We start from the raw sequence: 19,368 nt of genomic DNA, 5'->3' as shown, positions 1-19,368 counted from the left end.
GACGCAAATGGGCCTACGCCTGGATGACGAACAGGATATTACCGCCACTTCTTTCACTGTCATGGCTATTTTGATCCCACTGACATTTAAGGCGCGGCCTCATGGCGGTGCTTAACCGGGATCGGGACATGTTCAGCGCAGAAGCAGACTGCGTAATGTTGATATCACTCAGATAATTACGGAGAACCGCCAGACATGCGCATCATCACTCCAGGGCATCCCACTTCTCCAGCAACTCCACCGGGATCTCATTGATCACCTCCGAGAACCGTTTTCCCACCAGTCTTTCAGCCTGGCGTAACAGTGGGATGGTCGGGCTACTGGGTTCACTGCTCTCAAACCAGCGACGAATGCACCGCAGGCGCTCCAGCGCATCATTACGATCGCGAATTGGCCCCGGTTCAGCATTGTGTGGGAGGGATATACCGGGTGGCGCGTTGACAGGCGGCACATCCTCTGCCCGTGCCGGAACGGCATTATCCATAACCGTGCCTGCGGGGTCTGGCACTGGCGCTGGCGACGGAGGGATTTCCGGTGTGGTTGTCTGTACCACGTCAGGCAGCAGCGCTAACAACTGCCGCAGGCGTGAAAAATCTGGAGCCAGATCGCCTAATGTCTCACGCGCCCACACTTGCAGGCGTTCTGCGCTTTCCTGCGCTTCGCGAAACGCCGCCAGCGGTAATGCCCCACGGGCTTCGAGGTCGGCCAGTTGCTGGCGGACGGATTCGGGGGCCAGCGCATCAGCCGGGCGAGGGGCGGATAACGCGCGCTCGACATCCCGTACCTGCAGGCGCAGGACGGCACTGTTTGACAGCGTGATACCGCGAATGTCTGCCATCACGCCTTCGTGATCCAGCAGCGCCGCCAGGGCATTACTGCGCGCCAGCGCCGCATCTTCAATAGATTCTGCGGGTGCGCCTTCGCCGGTAAGCAGCTGTGGATGGAGTGCATCGGACCAGATTACGCTCAGTTCTGCCAGTTGCGTGAGCATTTCCGCCAGTCCCTGTGCGCCAGCCTGCTGGATGCGACTGCGCAGCAGCAGGATCAACACCCGGATATCCTTACTGCGCGTGAGCAGACGGCGCGCATCACGTTCAATTTCCGGCCAGTTCACGGCTTCCGGCGTACTGACAAAATCACCATATTGCGCCTCCGCCTGGGGGGCGGCGCGACTGAACAGCAGCAGGTATTCCGGGTCGTACTCCGGATCGGGGCCGCAGGGTTGTTCCGCGCTTACCGGTTTAGTCAGGGACATGTCCATATCATTACTCTCAGTGGGTTAAGCCGTGTTCAGGTTCAAAAATCATGCCGGTCACCGGACGGTCATGCATGGCTTTACCTGCCCAGGCCGTCCAGCCAAGCCGCTGCGCACCGCCGATCACCGCAGGCGGTGCGGCATGAGGCTTCAACTGCAGCTCAATTTCCCAGCAATATTCAAAACCAATGAACGTACGCACCAGTTCTGTCAGCACGGGCAGATTGTTGCCGCCGGGCAGAAAACGCAGGTAATCCTCCAGCGTGAGCGGGCCGATAATTAGCCGGAATTTGTACTGCATATCCGGTACGGCCTGGCCGATAAGCGCCCCGTTGCCCAGCACCGAAGACTGCGCGGGCGTGCCCAGACGGGTGATTTCATCGTTCGCCACCGTTATCCAGTGCAGGGCGAACTCTTTCACCGCAAAAGGTACGCTGAAATAGTGCGCCAGCGTGGCGGCCAGCCCGTCAGGATTGCGCGATTCGCGTACCAGATGGGCGGAGGCCGCCAGGCGAACATGATCTGACAGCGGGCTTTCGGCGCTTTCCCGTAGATCCTGCCCGCTGAGACTGGCGATATAAAACGCAAAACGGTCGTGTTCCGGTTTGTCCAGCCCGCCACCAGCGGACTGGGCGCTGCGCCATGCCTGCCAGAACTGCGTCAGCCAGCGGTGGTGAAAAATATTGGAAAAATGAACCAGCGTCGGATCGTGACGACTCTCTGAGCGGTTTAGCGCCAGCTCGGTATAGTGCAGCGGCAACGGGCCGTTTGGCCCCCATAGTCCGAGGCTGTACAGGCTCAGGTGCAGGCGTCCATCCTGCCAGCTGACCTGGGCGATTTCCCGTGGCGCAAAGGTCATCGTCGGCGTCTGTCCCAGACGGAATTTTTCCATCCGTGGCTGCCAGATACTGCCTGCCGGAGTATCACAGAGCTGGGCATCCACGCGCCGCATCAGGTTCAGGAATCCGTAACGCCAGGGGGTTTTCTGCGCCTGGTCGAGAGCGCCGGTCATACGCTCCCCCGTTGCCCGGTTCTGACCGGCCAGGTCATGACATGCCCGCGTTGCATCGAGTGCAGCGTCATCTGCGAGAAGGTATTAATGGAAACATGGCGGGCAATATAGTGTTCCAGCACCAGACCGAACAGGTAAGGACTGATACCGGAAAATCCCTCTTCGTCCACGGTCAGTTCGCAACTGACGCCCCGGCCATAGACCAACAGGCCGGAGCCGGGCAGGCGGCGGGTCACCGGGGTGGTTTTGCAGCCAATCAGGCTGCGCACCTGGCGCGACTGCGGGCTGTCGTGAGCCGGAATAAACAGATTCAGCAGATCGCGCAGCGCCTGGCCGCCGGTGCGGTGATCCAGATCGGCCAGCGGCAGATAATTAAACGACAACTGCCGGATCAGCCGCCAGGCCATTTCGCGTTCAGCCAGCGGCGGCTGCGGCGGGCGCGGCGGTTTGATAAGACCTACGCCCGCCACCGGAATCGCCGCATCTACGGTCAGATCATCCCGGCCATTACGTGGAATAAGGCAGGGCAGATCGCGGTTAGTCACCATTGCCGTGACGGTGATATGGCGCAGATTTTCCGGGTAGGGCGCTTCATGCTGATCAACCAGCGACAGGAAGACTTCCGAGCCGGTATAGGGGGTTCGGGTGCCATAGCGGCGGGCGTTTTCTGACGAGCGGCGCGGCTCACGACGCAGTGAAAAATAACGCCCGTGGTTGCCTTCGTCATTATTACGGGTGTGATACAGCGGACGAAAAATCATCTTCCGTGTGGTTTCCGCTTCCAGGCCTTCGACTTCCTGAACAGAAAACACCTCGTAATTCAGCGGACGGGTACGATCCACCACCAGATGCTGTTCCGTCACGCTGTGAGTAACTTCAATCCGGGTGGTGGTGCGGGGAAACAGGTTGATCACCGGCGTACAGAACAGGCTGAACTGTGCAGCGTCCGTCTGATGAATCAGCCAGTCCGGCGGCAGGCGGTTAAGCAGTATGACAATTTCCGCCACATTGCCCTGCACCTTTTGTAACCCGGCAGACAATCCGGTCGGGGTGAAGAAGTAAAACCGTTCCGGACAGGCGAAAAATTCATGCAGCAGATTATGGCCGTGAAACACGTTCCAGGCGAGCGGCAGCAGCCCCTGCCCTGGCTCCAGCCCTTCGTGCGCCACCGGGTGTTGAAGATTCACATTCAGTTCGCCGTCAAAGTGTCCGGGCTCACCGGCCAGTGTGGCGACGGCGCTGGTATGCAGCAGCTCAAACAGGTGTGACGCAATGCGTTCTTCGCCGCAGAGGTAAAAGGGCAGCCGTGCCGGACCGGCCAGCTCGCTGAAAGTCAGTTCCCCGAAGGTTCGCAGGGTGATGCGCAATGCCCCGGCGACATGAATATTAGGCGGCAGATAGCGGTGCAGGGCGGGCATATCCGGCGGCGCGGCGGTCAGGCGTACCTCCTCGATGGACAGCGGCCACAGAGTGACGTCCTGGCTGCTGCGAAACTGGCAGGCGGTATTTTCACCTTCCGGGATAGGGGAAACGAACGCGGTATCGCGCGGCACGGTGACCCCTTTCGCCAGGTCGCCTTCCTGCGTATCGGGATACAGCTTTACCACTGCCATCGATGGCGTGGGGGTGACGTAATTGGGGCTGACGACTTCCAGTAACCGCTGTGTGAAGCGGGGAAACTCGGCGTCAATTTTTAGCTGAGTGCGGGCGCTCAGAAAGCTGAACGCCTCGATCATGCGTTCCACATACGGGTCGGCAATATCGGTTCCCTGCATCCCCAGCCGGGCGGCAATTTTGGGATGGAGGGTGGCGAACTCAGCACCGGTCTCCCGCAGGTAGCTCAGTTCGCGGTTGTAATACTCCAGTAGCCGTGGATCCATGAATAATGCCCTGTATTAAAAGAACGTAATGCGGCTCAGCTCCATATCCAGCGCGCTGCGTACCAGAAACTCCGTGGGATACGGCTGCGTCAGAATTTGTCCGCGAATTTCAAACTGTAGCGTGTTATAGCTACCCTGCCGGGTTTTATCGAGCAAGGGCGTGACCCTGAGTGTGGCGGCGTTCAGCCGGGGTTCGAAACGGATAATGGCGCGCCGGATCGCCTCGCTGATATCGTCCCACTTGTGCTCATACATAAAGCTGCCCGCCAGCGGCGGCAGGCCATAGTTGAGCACTGACGCCGCCGCCTGCGGATAGCGCCGGGCGTCGATGTCACCCTCGTGGCTAATGGTATTGAGCAAAAAGGAGAGATCCCGACGAATGATCTCCTTCAGTTGTACCGGCGTGACGCTGATATCCCGGTCAATTTTCTGATACGGAGCATTGTCACACAGCCGATCAAACAGCGTAGGCAGCAGGTGGTTAGCGGGTGTAAAACGAGACGTGCTCATGCGCCATCGTTTTCCTGAGCATGAAAGGTACAATGGGCCATGTCCAGCAGGCTGATATCGCCGTGGCTGGTCAGCCACACTTTCTGCCCCAGCGCTCGCACGGTGGTTTCGCCGGGGCCGTCCTGCCAGGCGGTTTCCCGGCACAGACGCAGGGCGTCAGATGCACTTTCCGAACCGCTGTAACGGGTAAAGAGCCAGGCGCCGTGCGTATCGCCATTCACAAGGGTGATATTAACGGGTTTCCACAGCAGATCGGTCAGGCGCGTCGGTTGCGGCGATTCCAGCGAGCGTATTTGCGAAAACGGCAGCCAGATATACACGCCGCCGGTGACTAGCTCAAGTACCGGGCCAAGGCGGGAATCGCTGTCGCTCGCCCAGTCAAATGCGCCGCCGTTCCACTGTCCGCCAGTATCTGTTATGGCTTCCAGTGCGGTATTACGGTGTTTATCAACCTCACCGGTATCGTCATGACAGGCGAGTGCCGCCAGCAGTGACTCCACCCAAACGGGCTGCGGCAGAAGAAAACCGGGTCGTTGTTCACCCTGAAAAACGGTGTGGCGGAACATTTCGCAGCGAACCAGCTCCCGGTACAGCCGGGCCTCCTGGGTATAATTGGCCTCCATCCTGGCGCATAGCTGAAGCTGGTGCAGCGCCCGCGACCAGTCTCCGGCCACACACAGCAACTGAAACAGGCTATGGCGGCAGAGCGCCTTCGCCGGATTTTCCCGAACCTGCTGCTCCGCCATCTGAATCCCCTCCGCAATAGAGTATTCCTGTAGCAGCGCGGACAGGGTAGCAGGAAGCGTGTCAGTTTTTTTCATGGGCGGTATTTCCATTTTTCTGTGTCGGAGTGATTCGGTAGTGGCTATCGATGCCAATAATACGATGCTCGCGGCGGGTCAGATCGGGCAGTATCTCGCTATGTGCGGTTTTCCCCGCCAGTTCCGGTGAGAGCAGTTGCAGGATATCGGGCATTGATTCCATCGCCAGCCAGTGCATTTCACCCTCACCGGTCGTGTCCAGCGTATCCAGAATGGCATCAATACCGGGCGCGCCTGCCACCATATCCTGTAACGTGTCGGTGTCGCCCTTTTTATCGTATAACGACGTCAAATCCTGGGTGACAGCGTCTTCATTTCGGGGAAACGGTTTATCACGGAGGGGCTTTTCCTGCCCGGAGGGCCGCAATGCCTGCTGATATTCCTGGTAAAGCTGGTGTAGCGTGCTATCCGCTTCATGGCCGGTGTAAGAGGATGCGGTTTCCCGGACGGGAATAATATCGAACGGGTTCTGCGGATTGAGCTGTTGTTGTTTAAACCAGTCCAGATCCAGGTACTCAGCAACGGATTCAGATGACTGAACCAACTGAGGAAACGAAACATCGGGACGGGACTCATCATTGGTGCGGGCAAGGCACCAGGATGACAGACCCCATTCAATCGTATCTCCATCATTCAGCCGCATACGGTGATGAGGTTCCATCACCTGCTCATTGACGGCACAGCACAGTTCATCAGAGTGATTAACAATCCACCACGCCTCTTCGTGGCGAACAAGACTGAGCGCGATATCGTCTTTCCCATGTTGCTCAAAAAGCGGAATGTAGGGGGCGGCGGCAGTAAATACGATGTATGTCCCTGCGGGATACTGTGCGTTATCCGTTATACCCTGCGACTGTATTTTCCGTAATTCCCACATGTCTTGTTTCATTATGTCCCTTAAATGTATTTATTTTTCTGGAGGAAACGTTTAGGGAGTTTTAATTCATAAATAATTTTAACTAAATTTATAGGGAGTCATTATTGATGACACCCTTTTTATTATTTTCTTCGTGAATGCATTGTTGTATGCATAGATGTCTTTTTTGAAATATTATTTCTTTTAATTCTGCAATTGCGATTTTTATCTTGCTGTTCATTGATTATTTAATATTAACGGCTTAGTTGCTAATTAGTCCCTGATCTGTATCATTGTTTTGTTTCGATATTTTTTCGAGGCTATCAATAAAGAATTGTTTATATATTTATATGCATTGATGCATTATTTTTATGAATTTTTATGTCACAAGGCATAACACATGGAAACTCCTGTTTCACGCAGTGCGTTGTATGGAAAACTGGCCGGCCCACTATTCCGGTCGCTGGAATCGGCAACGGCATTTTGCAAACTACGCTCTAATCCCTGGGTTGAGCTGACTCACTGGCTGCACCAGTTAACACAGCAGCCCGATAACGATATTCTCCACGTTCTTCGGCATTACCAGATCCCTCTTTCTGATGTGGAGAAAGCGTTACTCCGGCAACTGGATATGCTGCCCGCCGGGGCCAGCGCCATTAGTGATTTTTCTCACCATATCGATCTCAGCGTTGAAAAGGCCTGGATGCTGGCGAGCGTCCGTTACGGCGATAACAAAATTCGCAGCGGCTGGTTGCTGCTGGCCTTGTTGACCACGCCAGAACTGCGTCGGGTACTGAGCAGTATCTGCGCGCCGCTGGCCACGCTTCCGGTTGATGAACTGACGGAAATACTGCCCTCGTTGATCGAAACATCGCCGGAAGCGCAGGAGCGCCCTTACGACGGCTCCGGCCTGGCGTCAGCCATTCCCGGCGAAAGCAGCCAGGCGATTCCCGGCGGCGTGCAGGACGGTAAATCCGCGCTGGCGAAATACTGTCAGGACATGACGGCACAGGCGCGCGACGGCAAAATCGACCCGGTGACGGGGCGTGAGCATGAAATCCGCACCATGACGGATATTCTGCTGCGCCGTCGCCAGAATAATCCACTACTGACTGGTGAGGCGGGCGTCGGGAAAACGGCGGTCGTCGAAGGTTTTGCCCTCGCGATTGCGCAGGGGGAAGTGCCGCCCGTGCTGCGGGAAGTACGGCTGCTGGCGCTGGACGTTGGCGCTCTGTTGGCCGGAGCCAGCATGAAAGGCGAGTTTGAATCGCGTCTGAAAGGGTTACTGGAAGAGGCCGGGCGCTCGCCGCAGCCGGTTATTCTGTTTGTCGATGAAGTTCACACTCTGGTGGGCGCGGGCGGCGCATCCGGCACGGGCGATGCCGCTAACCTGCTGAAACCGGCGCTGGCGCGCGGCACCCTGCGGACTATCGGCGCCACCACCTGGAGCGAATACAAGCGCCATATTGAGAAAGATCCGGCGCTGACCCGTCGTTTTCAGGTGTTGCAGATTGCCGAACCGGAAGAGATCCCCGCAATGGAAATGGTGCGTGGTCTGGTGGATACGCTGGAAAAACACCATAACGTACTGATTCTGGATGAGGCGGTACGTGCGGCGGTACAGCTTTCTCACCGCTACATTCCCGCCCGGCAGTTGCCGGATAAGGCCATCAGCCTGCTGGATACCGCCGCGGCCCGCGTGGCGCTGACGCTGCACACGCCGCCTGCCAGCGTACAGTTCCTGCGCCAGCAGCTAAAAGCGGCGGAAATGGAACGGTCGCTGTTGCAGAAGCAGGAAAAAATGGGGATTCAGTCAGATGAGCGGCGCGATGCGCTGACGGCGCGAATTTTCTCGCTCAACGATGAACTGACTGCATCCGAATCCCGCTGGCAGCGGGAGCTGGAACTGGTACATACGTTGCAGGAACTGCGTCTCGCAGAGTCAGATGCTGATGACAAAACCACGCTGCAACAGGCCGAAACGGCGCTAAGGGAGTGGCAGGGCGACGCGCCGGTGGTGTTCCCGGAAGTCAGCGCGGCGGTGGTCGCGGCGATTGTCGCCGACTGGACCGGTATTCCTGCCGGGCGCATGGTGAAAGATGAGGCCAGTCAGGTGCTGGAACTGCCTGCCCGACTGGCGCAACGCGTTACCGGGCAAGACGGCGCGCTGGCGCAGATTGGTGAACGTATTCAGACCGCCAGGGCGGGACTGGGCGATCCACGCAAACCGGTGGGCGTGTTTATGCTGGCCGGGCCATCCGGTGTCGGTAAAACCGAAACCGCGCTGGCGCTGGCGGAGGCTATCTACGGCGGTGAGCAGAACCTGGTAACCATCAATATGAGCGAGTTCCAGGAGGCTCACACCGTTTCCACGCTGAAAGGCGCGCCGCCCGGCTATGTGGGCTATGGCGAGGGTGGTGTGCTGACGGAAGCGGTGCGTCGCCACCCCTGGAGCGTAGTGCTGCTCGACGAGATCGAAAAAGCGCACCATGACGTCCACGAACTCTTCTATCAGGTGTTTGACAAGGGTGGGATGGAGGACGGCGAGGGTACACATGTCGATTTCAAAAACACCACGCTATTACTCACCACCAACGTGGGTTCCGACCTCATCAGCCAGATGTGTGAAGATCCGGCCTTAATGCCCGATGCTACGGGGCTTAAAGAGGCGCTAATGCCGGAATTGCGCAAGCATTTCCCGGCGGCATTTCTGGGCCGCGTGACGGTGATCCCTTACCTGCCGCTGGACGAAACGTCGCGTGGCGTGATTGCCCGTCTGCACCTTGACCGGCTGGTGGCGCGGATGAGTGAACAGCACGGCGTGACGCTGACGTATAGCGAGGAACTGGTCGCACATATTGTGGCGTGCTGTCCAATGCATGAAACGGGCGCGCGGTTGCTGATTGGCTACATCGAACAGCACATTCTGCCACGACTGTCGCGCTACTGGTTGCAGGCCATGACGGAAAAAGCCGCGATCAGGCAGATTGATATCGGCGTTAATGGTGATGAGCAGATTGTTTTTGAGATCGTTTGCTGAAACCGGCCGTTCGAAGTGTCCGTAGTGCGATTTTAAAAACTGTACCGGTATACCGCTCCCCTTGCGGCAACCAGTTGACTAAAAAGGAAATGAAGGATTATGGCTATCAACAATAGCGCGCAGAAATTCATCGCGCGCAACCGCGCGCCGCGCGTGCAGATTGAATATGACGTAGAGATTTACGGTTCCGAGAAAAAAATCGAGCTGCCGTTCGTGATGGCGGTGCTGGCCGATCTGGCCGGGAAACCGCGTGAAGAACTGCCGCCGGTGACGGATCGCAAATTCCTCGATATTGATATTGATAACTTCAATGAGCGCATGAAAGCCATTGCGCCGCGCGTGGCGTTCGCTGTGCCGAATACGCTGACGGGTGAAGGTCAGTTGATGGTCGATATCACGCTGGAAAATATGGACGACTTTTCGCCGGCACAGATTGCCCGCAAGGTGGACGCCCTGAACCAGTTACTGGAAGCCCGCACTCAACTGGCGAACCTCCAGACCTACATGGATGGCAAGGCCGGGGCGGAAAATCTGGTCAATAAACTGTTGCAGGACCCGACTCTGCTGAAAACGCTGGCGAATGCGCCGAAATCGGCCGCTACCCAGCAAGATGTGTCAGCGGATAATGAATCAGCGGAATAACGTCGAATTTTTAAGGAATTTTCATGGCAAACAGTAATATGCAGGCAACCGACGCGGTTGCTCAGGATACCGCCTCCGCATCCGGTGAATTTGATGCGTTGCTGAATCAGGCCTTCCGACCCAAGACTACCCAGGCGGCAAAAGCCGTGGAAGCCGCGGTGCAGACGCTGGCGCAACAGGCGCTGGCGAACACGATCACCGTCAGCGATGACGCCTATAAAAGCATCAGCGCTATTATTGCGCAGATCGACTTTAAACTGACCGAACAGATCAAACTGATCCTGCAACATCCCGACTGGCAGAAGCTGGAATCCTCGTGGCGCGGTATGGAGCATCTGGTTTACAACACCGAGACCGACGAAAAGCTGAAAATTCGCTTCATGAATCTGTCAAAAGATGAATTGCGGCGCAACATGAAGCGTTACAAGGGCATCGCCTGGGATCAAAGCCCGATGTTCAAGAAACTGTATGAAGCCGAATACGGCCAGTTAGGTGGCGAACCTTATGGCTGTATCATTGCGGATTACTACTTCGACCATACACCGCCCGATGTGGATCTGCTTGGCTCTATCGCCAAAGTCGCCGCGTCGGCCCATGCGCCGTTTATTGCCGGGGCTTCCCCCTCGGTACTGCAAATGGACTCCTGGCAGGAACTGGCGAATCCCCGCGACCTGACCAAAATCGTCACCCAGAACCTGGAATATGCGCCGTGGAACTCGCTGCGGGCTAGCGAAGACTCCCGTTATATTGGCCTGACGATGCCGCGTTTTCTTGCCCGCCTGCCGTATGGCGCAAAAACCAACCCGGTGGACGAGTTTGATTTTGAAGAAGATGCGGATGGTTCTGACCATACCAAATACGTCTGGAGCAACGCGGCCTACGCGATGGGCGTAAACATCAACCGTTCCTTCAAACACTACGGCTGGTGTACGTTGATTCGCGGTGTGGAATCAGGCGGTGCGGTGGAAAATCTTCCCTGCCATACCTTCCCGACTGACGATGGCGGCGTGGACATGAAATGCCCGACCGAAATCGCCATCTCTGACCGCCGCGAGGCTGAACTGGCGAAAAACGGTTTTATCCCGTTGATCCACCGTAAAAACTCAGACTATGCCGCCTTTATCGGCGCACAATCGCTGCAAAAACCACAGGAATACTACGATCCGGACGCGACGGCCAACGCCAACCTGTCCGCCCGTCTGCCGTACCTGTTCGCCTGCTCGCGCTTCGCTCACTTCCTCAAATGTATCGTCCGCGACAAAATCGGTTCCTTTAAAGAGCGTGAGGATATGCAGCGCTGGCTAAATGAATGGATTATGAATTACGTCGACGCCGATCCGGTGAACTCCTCGCAAGAAACTAAAGCCCGTCGTCCGCTGGCTGCCGCTGAAGTAGTGGTGGAAGAGGTCGAAGGCAATCCAGGTTATTACGACGCGAAATTCTTCCTGCGTCCGCATTTCCAGCTTGAAGGGCTGACGGGATCGCTGCGCCTGGTGACAAAACTGCCGTCAGTGAAGCAGGGCAATGCCTGATGCATTTATTTTGTGAATGTTTAAGCGAGTGAAGTCAGAGAAGATAGAGAATATAAAGAGGGATATGAAGAAAAGAATTTCGTCTCGCCCACGGTCTCGTAAAGGTGGGGTACGTAATGATGACACATATCCGAATGCCAGTAACAATGCCGAAGCTTTTTATATCATTGAGTAGGAAATACATATTATGACCATAAGCCCAACTTTTCATCTGTTACCTGGTATTGTTCTGCTCTTTTCACAATATGCTGTAGCCTGGGAAGTCAGTTGCCCGGCTGTTATTGATACTCAGTCTTCTGCTGTGAGCCTGAAGTCTGATGTCCCAGCGGCGTGGCAGCTTTCTCCCCGATATATGTCGCGTTTATGGTTAAGTAGTATTGGGGTAACGCAGGGTAAACCTGAAAACCTGATGGATCTCAAACCAGAGACTAAAAAAGTAAACGGTGAAAATTGGTCTGTATGGGAAACAGAACGTGGTAGCGATAAAGAAACCGATCGCTATTGGGTTTCGTGTATTTATGGTCATGAACAGATATGGTTGACGCAACCAATACCTGCTTCTTCTACTCGCTGTAAGACTCGTAATTTTGAAGGATCGCCAGAAGACCAGTCTGTATCTTTTATCTGTAATTAGCGATTTGAGACGTGAAAATTTCAGTACAGGTTATGGTTTTTATTATCGGAAGTTATGAAGCATTATTTATATGCATTAAATAATGCAAATTCATAAAATAACTAAATACATTATCGGTACCGGAAAAATATACAGTCCTCTGTTCTCCTGAAGTTATTGGAGAAGGATTCTGTACGGCAATGATTTATCTATAAACAAAAAGATATAGATAAAATCAGGTTTATTTTAAGTAAAACTTAATAAGGATATAAAAATGGCTTATGACATTTTTTTGAAAATTGACGGCATTGATGGCGAGTCAATGGATGACAAACACAAAAATGAAATTGAAGTACTGAGCTGGCGCTGGAATATTCATCAGGAATCCACCATGCACGCCGGTAGCGGCCTCGGCTCCGGTAAGGTCTCCGTCACCAACCTGGATTTTGATCACTATATCGACCGCGCCAGCCCGAACCTGTTCAAATACTGCGCCTCCGGCAAGCACATTCCGCAGGCCATTCTGGTTATGCGTAAGGCTGGCGGCAATCCGCTGGAGTACCTCAAGTATACCTTCACCGACCTGATTGTCGCCGTGGTTTCCCCGAGCGGCAGCCACGATGGTGAAATCGCCTCCCGTGAAACGGTGGAGCTCTCCTTCAGCACCGTGAAGCAGGAATACGTGGTGCAGAACCAGCAGGGCGGCAGCGGCGGCACCATCACCGCAGGCTACGACTTCAAGGCGAACAAAGAAATTTAACGGCTGTTTTCCCGGCCAGATGTTATGTCTGGCTGGTTTTATTATTTTGATTTTAAAGGAATTTACAGTGAATAAATGGCGTAACCCACTCGGTGGTTATGTGCGGTAGCTATGCCTTTTGCCTGCTCCTGCTTTCCGGATGCGGCAGTAGCGATTCGCTACCTGACCCCTAATCGCAGCGGCCTGACTTGAGCGTGAAAGCGTTTTACAAGGTGAATTCTGACAATCAGAAGAAAGCGGCGTCCTTGAAGATACGTGTTGAGAATTAATGACCTACACAGAATTTTTAGAGGGTAAGCAAAATGAACAGACCTTCATTCAATGAAGCGTGGTTAGCTTTTAGGAAGGTGAATCATTCCGTCGCTGATGTGGGTAGCATTATTGGTGGAAACGTTGGGAAAAATATAACTGGTGGTTATTTTCAAAATGCCTGCCCTATTCGAATGAGCTATGTTTTGAATGCGACAGGATTCCCAATAGCCCGTAACTCTCCGTATGCAAAGGTTAGTGGTGCCGATAATAAATTCTATATTTATCGCGTGAATGATATGATTGATTATCTTACTCATACTATGGGCAAGCCTGATCTTATTGTTAATAATCCGAAACAGAGTGACTTTATAGGGAAGAAAGGAATTATCGTAGTAAAAGGGCATGGCTGGAGCAATGCCAGAGGACACGTTACATTATGGAATGGCAGTATCTGTTCAGATCAGTGCCACTTATTAAATGATCCAGATAATGGACCATTTGTTCCTGAAGTTGGGACTCTGTGGATACTGCCGTGAAATGGTTAATATTAGTTACTTTCAGCATAAGTGGAATGCTGGTATGGCAGCCATCCTTTGCACAAGAAGCATTGACCACACAATATTCACAGTCGGAACTCTTAAAAAACTGGGCGCTGAGTCATTGTCTGGCATTAGTATACAAAGATGATGTCGTTAAAAACGATGCCAGAGCTACGGCCAGTGCTTACCTTGAATATGGTAAACAATCTGTGGAGATTTACCATGAAATTGATGAGATTGCGAAAAAATATTCAGGGTTGAAATATAACGGCTCGATATCATCAGATTTTAATACCATGAAGTGCATAGATTTTATCCACGACAGGGAATTAAATGAATTAATTAAAAGGCGTGTCGAGAAGTAAAATTCAAAGATATTAAAAGCATACGTTCTCTTGCTCTGATGAATTTATGGGTAAGAAAGAGCTGTACAGGAATAGTTAATCTGTTCACCTAATAAAGCAGATAAATCAGGGCTTAATTTAGGTAGTTAAAAGGATAGTAGATATGTCTTATGACATTTTTCTGAAAATTGACGGCATTGACGGCGAGTCAATGGATGACAAACACAAAAATGAAATTGAAGTACTGAGCTGGCGCTGGAATATTCATCAGGAATCCACCATGCACGCCGGTAGCGGTCTCGGTTCCGGTAAGGTCTCCGTCACTAATCTTTCATTTGAACATTACATCGATCGCGCCAGCCCGAACCTGTTCAAATACTGCTCTTCCGGTAAGCACATTCCGCAGGCCATTCTGGTTATGCGTAAGGCTGGCGGCAATCCGCTGGAGTACCTCAAGTACACTTTCACAGATCTGATTATTGCAATGGTATCGCCCAGCGGAAGCCAGGGAGGGGAAATTGCGTCTCGCGAATCAATTGAACTCTCCTTCAGCACCGTGAAGCAGGAATACGTGGTGCAGAACCAGCAGGGTGGCAGCGGCGGCACCATCACCGCAGGCTACGACTTCAAGGCCAACAAAGAAATTTAACGGCTGTTTTTCCGGCCAGATATAAATCTGGCCGGATTTATTATTTTGATTTTAAAGGAATTTACAGTGAATGAATGGCGTAACCCCACTCGGTGGTTATGTGCGGTAGCTATGCCTTTTGCACTGCTCCTGCTTTCCGGATGCGGCAGTAGCGATGCGTTACCTGACCTCGAATCACAGCGACTCGACCTGAGCGTGAAAGCCTCCGATAAGGTGAATCCTGACAATCAGAAGAAGGCCGCGCCCATTGAGATACGTGTTTATGAACTAAAAAATGACGCCGCTTTCACGACAGCTGATTACTGGTCGCTCCATGACAACGACAAATCCGTCCTTACCGACGATTTAGTGCGTCGCGACAGCTTTATTTTGCGTCCCGGCGAAGAGAAAAAACTGCGTCGCCCGCTGAATGCGCAGACCACGGCAATCGGCGTACTGGCCGGATACCGTAACCTGGCCAAATCGGTCTGGCGGGTAACCTACAAAATCCCGGAAGCCCCGGAAAAAGCCTGGTACAGCAGCTTCATACCGGGGAAAGGAAAAGTGCAGTTGGAGGCGGAACTGGAACAAAGCGCCATTGTAATTACGGAACGGGATAAATGAATTATGAGCTGGAATGACCGCGTAGTCTGGAGTGAAGGACAATTTTTACTGCCGCAGATGTTTCAGCAGCAAGAGCGTTATCTGGAACACGTCATGCATTACCGCAGCCTGCCGCTGACCCCCTTTTTCTGGGGATTCAGCCACTACAATATTGATGGCGAAGCGCTGAACATCGGTAAACTGATACTGAAAGAGGCATCAGGGATTTTTCCTGACGGCACGCCGTTTAACGCACCGGACCACACCCCGCTGCCGCCGCCGCTGACCATCCTGCCGGAGCACCTGAACCAGCAGATTTGTCTGGCGGTACCGGTACGCGCGCCGAACAGCGAAGAAACTACGTTTGACAATAACCCGGAATCACTGGCGCGTTTCTCGGTACATGAACACGACATCCGCGACGCCAACTCGCTGGGACGTGGCGCGCAGTTATTACAGCTCAGTCATCTGCGCCTGCGGCTGCTGCCGGAAAAGGCGGTGACGGGCGCCTGGATTGGCCTGCCGTTGACCCGCATCACTGGGTTGAACCCTGACGGGCGGATAGATATCGACCACGACCTGATCCCGCCCATCATTAATTATCAGGCCAGTTCACTGATGTGTACCTGGCTGTCGTGGATCAACGATCTCATCCGGATGCGGGCCGATTCGCTGGCGGAACGGCTGACCGGCAGCGACAACCACGGCCATGAAGCAGCGGAGGTCTCCGATTACCTGCTGCTGCAAATTCTCAATCGCTTTGAGCCGCTGCTGACTCACCTGGCGAAAACCCCGCTGGCCCCGGAAGTGTTGTATCGCTACCTGTCCGAACTGGCCGGGGAACTCTCCACCTATGTGCGTCCACAAACGCGACGGCCCGCTGAATACAAAGAGTACAAACACCTGACGCCCTATGCCGGGTTGAAATCGCTGGTTGATGAGGTGCAGTTCCTGCTGAACGCGGTACTGATCCGGGGCGCGCAGCGCATCGAGCTGAAAGAGGGGACTTACGGCATCCTGAATGCGGTGGTGGCCCCTTCCGATCTTGCCGATTTCAGCACGCTGGTACTGGCGATAAAGGCTTCAATGCCGACCGATGTGCTACTGCAACATTTTGCCGCCCAGACCAAAATCGGGCCATCCGATCGCCTGCCGGAACTGATCCGCTCGCATCTGCCGGGGCTGGCTTTGCAGGTTCTGCCTGTACCACCGCGCCAAATCCCGTTTCAGGCCGGATACATCTATTACGACATCCGCCGCGAGGGAGCTTTGTGGGAACACATTGCCCGTTACGGCGGGATGGCCATGCATACCGCCGGGGAATTTCCGGGGCTGGAGACAGAACTGTGGGGAGTGCGCGATAAATGACAGACAGTACCCTGACGCCGCCAGCGGCGGACATGATGTCCTTTTTGTCCACCACGCCGGAACATAAGGACAGTGAATATGAAACGCCGGTACACACCAGCCAGCGCACGGAACTCAATGTCATCGTTGAAGACGGTCCGGACAGCAAACTCCGGCTGGCTGAAATCAGCGCGGCGGCTAACCCGTTGCTCGCCGCTGCCCGGCCTTTATTGTGCGCTCTCGCAGCCATGCCCGCTAAACTGGATGCGGCCTTGGTAGAGCCTTACCGTAATCTGCTGGTACGCGAGATGCATCTGTACCAGACATTATGCGATCAGGCGAACCTGCGGCGCGAGCACGTACTGGCGGTACGTTACTGCCTGTGTACGGCGCTTGATGAAGCCGCCAATAACACAACCTGGGGACGGCGCGGCGTCTGGGCCGGAAAAAGCCTGCTGGTAACATTTCATGGTGAAAGCGAAGGCGGGATAAAACTTTTCCAGATCATCGGGCGTCTGGCGGCCAGCTTCCAGGAACATGGCAACGTACTGGAGGTTATCTACCACCTGCTGGGGCTGGGATTTGAAGGCCGCTACAGCGTGCAGCCAGACGGGCGTAAGCAACTGGACAATATTCGTCAGCAACTGCTGACACAGCTTTCACAGCGTCGCGATCCGGTCATGCCCGCGCTCTCGCCTGACTTTCAGGGGGCGATAAGCGGACGACTGCGGCGGATGCGCCGGGTGCCGGTCTGGCTGAGCGCCGGGATAGCCCTGTTGGCGATGCTGACGCTGTTTGGCCTTTACAGCCACCGGATGGATGTGCAGACCGTCACCGTACAACAGCATATTGATGCGATTGGTATAAAACTGCCGCCGCCGCCCGTGCCGGTTCATAAGCTGCGGCTGAAAATCCTGCTGGCAAACGAAATCGCCCGTGGCCTGCTGACCGTGGACGAAGATGACCAGCACAGTAGGGTGGTCTTCCGTGGCGACGCCATGTTTGTACCGGGACAAAAAACGGTGAGTGACGCAATCCGGCCAGTGATTAACAAAGCGGCGCGGGAAATCGCCCGCGTGGGCGGCGCAGTCACTGTAACGGGTCACACTGACAGCCAGCCCATTCATTCGGCTGAATTCCCATCCAACCTGGTGCTGTCGGAAAAACGGGCGGCGGAAGTTGCGGCGTTGCTGACCTCCGGCGGCGTACCTGCCGGACGGGTACATATCGTCGGCAAGGGCGATACGGTGCCGGTGGCGGATAACGGCAGTAAAGCCGGGCGGGCGAAAAACCGTCGGGTGGAAATTCTGGTAGTGGAGTGAATGAATGATAAAAAAATCGACCTATGATGTGTCTCATCATTCGGCAATATGTGGCGTGACGGGGGATTATTATCGGATCTCAGCGACATATCACATAACACGATCTATCCGTGTTTTTTTGATCATTTTATGTTGTTTATTACCCGGTGGCGTTTTTGCCGGGTCCCTGATTAACGCAGGATTAATTTCCCCCGATAATGTCAACCTCAGTATACGGGATTTTCTGGGGTTTTATGCCAGTGATAACTTACAGGAAAAAGATAATACACTGATGTATGTGTTGGGGGTAGCGGATGCCACAGAAGGTAAGACGTGGTGTGGATATGGTCAGGTTGACAGTATAACAATAAACCATACTGTGCTGGCCTGGCTTGATCGGTACTCTGTGAAAAAGCCTGATGCAAGAGCTTCGGTGCTGATAGAGGAAGCATTAGTTAAAAATTTCCCCTGTCAGGGGACTGAACCCTCCGTAAAAATTGCTTCCCGGTCATCTCCTGTGTTATCCCTGACGCCGGATGCGCTTAATCTTTCAGGTAATGACTTTTTTAAATTTTGGGTGTCTGGTAATCAACGGGATAAACTCAGGGCGGGTGTCTATCTGCTCGGCGTGGAGGATGCGACAGAGAACAAACTGTGGTGTGGATACGCTTTATTTAAGACGCTAACATTAAATGAATTAGTCTATGTTTCTCTTAAAAATAAAACCAATGAGGAACTGAGTTCTCGCGCGGCTGAACTTATCATAAATAAATTAATAGAGTATCCCTGTAATATATAAAATCATTCAAGTTGCATCAAGGCGGCAAGGGAGTGAATCCCCGGGAACGAACATTAGTTCGTGACTGGGGTGAGCGAGGAAAGCCAACGCACATGCAGCCTGAAGTATGACAGGTATACCCTGTGATAATGTTATCGCTGCCAGTTCAGATAAAGTCTTGGTGGTAAAGTCTTGGTGGTAAGATATTGATATGTTTAAGGTAATGGTCTGTCTGTTGGTGGGTGTTCCTGCCATTTCTTATGCGCACGATTATGGGTGTGCTACGGTTGGAGCATCAATGGAGTCATCATTATTTGATGCCATAAAAAATGACCTGAATATAGATGTCGCTACTATTATAAAGGATAAAACAAAGGTAGAGATTCTTGATATCTCACCTGTATCTAAGGTCTATGCAGAATCTCTGGCCAGGATGGATTATGAAAAAGATAAGGCCAAAAATAAAGTGGCAATATTAGATAAGAAATCCTATTTCGATAGTTATTATGAAAATCAGGTTAAATCTATCGTGGCAAAATATACCTATATTAACAAAGATAAAGAAAAAGATATTTTCATTGCATCCAGCTTCATGAATGCTGATGAGTGTTCTGTAAGATTTAATGGTTATATTACTTTATCCAGGGAATTTTAA

At 53.5% G+C, this 19,368-nt stretch carries 20 protein-coding genes and 1 pseudogene; 15 read left to right on the top strand and 6 right to left on the bottom strand.

Going from position 1 to position 19,368, the window contains the following annotated elements; genetic code table 11:
• Window positions 1–205: 205 nt before the first annotated feature.
• Genes J4613_RS19945 through tagK form a run of 6 tightly spaced genes read right to left on the bottom strand, consistent with a single transcriptional unit; the run spans window position 206 to window position 6,367 of the window.
• Entirely contained in the window at window positions 206–1,261 is a 1,056-nt protein-coding gene (locus J4613_RS19945; RefSeq protein ID WP_000367614.1) for an ImpA family type VI secretion system protein, read from the bottom strand.
• Between the two features lie 10 nt (window positions 1,262–1,271).
• Complete coding sequence (tssG, locus tag J4613_RS19940; RefSeq protein ID WP_000145239.1) at window positions 1,272–2,267, bottom strand: type VI secretion system baseplate subunit TssG; 996 nt, start codon at window positions 2,265–2,267, stop codon at window positions 1,272–1,274.
• Window positions 2,264–4,147, bottom strand: a complete 1,884-nt coding sequence (gene tssF, locus J4613_RS19935) for a type VI secretion system baseplate subunit TssF (protein ID WP_111742447.1) — start codon at window positions 4,145–4,147, stop codon at window positions 2,264–2,266. Before tssF ends, tssG begins: the two co-directional genes overlap by 4 nt.
• A gap of 15 nt (window positions 4,148–4,162) precedes the next feature.
• Window positions 4,163–4,657, bottom strand: a complete 495-nt coding sequence (gene tssE / locus J4613_RS19930) for a type VI secretion system baseplate subunit TssE (RefSeq protein ID WP_000108007.1) — start codon at window positions 4,655–4,657, stop codon at window positions 4,163–4,165.
• Window positions 4,654–5,478: a type VI secretion system accessory protein TagJ gene (locus tag J4613_RS19925; RefSeq protein WP_000750548.1), complete on the bottom strand. Its 825-nt coding sequence runs from the start codon at window positions 5,476–5,478 to the stop codon at window positions 4,654–4,656. Before J4613_RS19925 ends, tssE begins: the two co-directional genes overlap by 4 nt.
• Window positions 5,465–6,367 (bottom strand): type VI secretion system-associated protein TagK, encoded by a 903-nt coding sequence (tagK, locus tag J4613_RS19920; RefSeq protein WP_017465832.1) that lies wholly within the window; start codon window positions 6,365–6,367, stop codon window positions 5,465–5,467. Before tagK ends, J4613_RS19925 begins: the two co-directional genes overlap by 14 nt.
• Before the next feature lie 367 nt (window positions 6,368–6,734).
• Between tagK and tssH the strand changes: the two genes are divergently transcribed.
• The 15 genes and pseudogenes from tssH to J4613_RS19845 all read left to right on the top strand — a co-directional run bounded on the left by tssH (window position 6,735) and on the right by J4613_RS19845 (window position 19,368).
• A complete protein-coding gene (tssH, locus tag J4613_RS19915) occupies window positions 6,735–9,374 on the top strand; it encodes a type VI secretion system ATPase TssH (RefSeq protein WP_111742446.1) in 2,640 nt (879 codons plus the stop codon).
• Between the two features lie 99 nt (window positions 9,375–9,473).
• On the top strand, window positions 9,474–10,016 hold the full coding sequence (gene tssB / locus J4613_RS19910) for a type VI secretion system contractile sheath small subunit (protein WP_000996817.1): 543 nt from the start codon (window positions 9,474–9,476) through the stop codon (window positions 10,014–10,016).
• 23 nt (window positions 10,017–10,039) lie between these two features.
• On the top strand, window positions 10,040–11,548 hold the full coding sequence (gene tssC / locus J4613_RS19905) for a type VI secretion system contractile sheath large subunit (RefSeq protein WP_000013881.1): 1,509 nt from the start codon (window positions 10,040–10,042) through the stop codon (window positions 11,546–11,548).
• Window positions 11,549–11,564: 16 nt separating this feature from the next.
• Window positions 11,565–11,723: a BPSL0067 family protein gene (locus tag J4613_RS19900; protein WP_001584850.1), complete on the top strand. Its 159-nt coding sequence runs from the start codon at window positions 11,565–11,567 to the stop codon at window positions 11,721–11,723.
• A 12-nt stretch (window positions 11,724–11,735) separates the two neighbouring features.
• Window positions 11,736–12,182 carry an STY0301 family protein gene (locus tag J4613_RS22895; protein WP_001526444.1) on the top strand — a complete coding sequence of 149 codons (447 nt, stop codon included), beginning with the start codon at window positions 11,736–11,738 and terminating at the stop codon, window positions 12,180–12,182.
• Between the two features lie 253 nt (window positions 12,183–12,435).
• Window positions 12,436–12,921: an Hcp family type VI secretion system effector gene (locus J4613_RS19890; protein WP_000312802.1), complete on the top strand. Its 486-nt coding sequence runs from the start codon at window positions 12,436–12,438 to the stop codon at window positions 12,919–12,921.
• A gap of 67 nt (window positions 12,922–12,988) precedes the next feature.
• A pseudogene (locus J4613_RS22780) lies at window positions 12,989–13,181 on the top strand (type VI secretion system lipoprotein TssJ); the annotation flags it as partial.
• Between the two features lie 42 nt (window positions 13,182–13,223).
• The gene (locus tag J4613_RS19880) at window positions 13,224–13,709 is read left to right on the top strand and encodes a T6SS effector amidase Tae4 family protein (protein ID WP_001081550.1); all 486 of its coding nucleotides are present in this window, start codon (window positions 13,224–13,226) and stop codon (window positions 13,707–13,709) included.
• The gene (locus tag J4613_RS19875) at window positions 13,694–14,077 is read left to right on the top strand and encodes a type VI secretion system amidase immunity protein Tai4 (RefSeq protein ID WP_000379146.1); all 384 of its coding nucleotides are present in this window, start codon (window positions 13,694–13,696) and stop codon (window positions 14,075–14,077) included. The genes J4613_RS19880 and J4613_RS19875 overlap by 16 nt, the downstream gene beginning before the upstream one ends.
• Before the next feature lie 142 nt (window positions 14,078–14,219).
• Window positions 14,220–14,705 (top strand): Hcp family type VI secretion system effector, encoded by a 486-nt coding sequence (locus J4613_RS19870; protein ID WP_000119443.1) that lies wholly within the window; start codon window positions 14,220–14,222, stop codon window positions 14,703–14,705.
• A gap of 66 nt (window positions 14,706–14,771) precedes the next feature.
• Complete coding sequence (tssJ, locus tag J4613_RS19865; protein ID WP_001007105.1) at window positions 14,772–15,308, top strand: type VI secretion system lipoprotein TssJ; 537 nt, start codon at window positions 14,772–14,774, stop codon at window positions 15,306–15,308.
• A gap of 3 nt (window positions 15,309–15,311) precedes the next feature.
• Window positions 15,312–16,655, top strand: a complete 1,344-nt coding sequence (gene tssK, locus J4613_RS19860) for a type VI secretion system baseplate subunit TssK (RefSeq protein WP_000118732.1) — start codon at window positions 15,312–15,314, stop codon at window positions 16,653–16,655.
• Window positions 16,652–17,956, top strand: coding sequence for a type VI secretion system protein TssL, long form (gene tssL / locus J4613_RS19855; RefSeq protein ID WP_000132483.1), 1,305 nt, complete (start codon window positions 16,652–16,654; stop codon window positions 17,954–17,956). Before tssK ends, tssL begins: the two co-directional genes overlap by 4 nt.
• 4 nt (window positions 17,957–17,960) lie before the next feature.
• Window positions 17,961–18,734: a Rap1a/Tai family immunity protein gene (locus J4613_RS19850; RefSeq protein ID WP_111742445.1), complete on the top strand. Its 774-nt coding sequence runs from the start codon at window positions 17,961–17,963 to the stop codon at window positions 18,732–18,734.
• Between the two features lie 202 nt (window positions 18,735–18,936).
• The gene (locus J4613_RS19845) at window positions 18,937–19,368 is read left to right on the top strand and encodes a Shiga toxin A subunit (protein ID WP_000227044.1); all 432 of its coding nucleotides are present in this window, start codon (window positions 18,937–18,939) and stop codon (window positions 19,366–19,368) included.

It is taken from the genome of Salmonella sp. 32020114201800008SM, assembly GCF_017572025.1.
Classification (GTDB): Bacteria; Pseudomonadota; Gammaproteobacteria; order Enterobacterales; family Enterobacteriaceae; genus Salmonella; species Salmonella enterica.
Note: the sequence above shows the minus strand (reverse complement) of the source record. Positions and strands in the feature narration are given on the sequence as shown.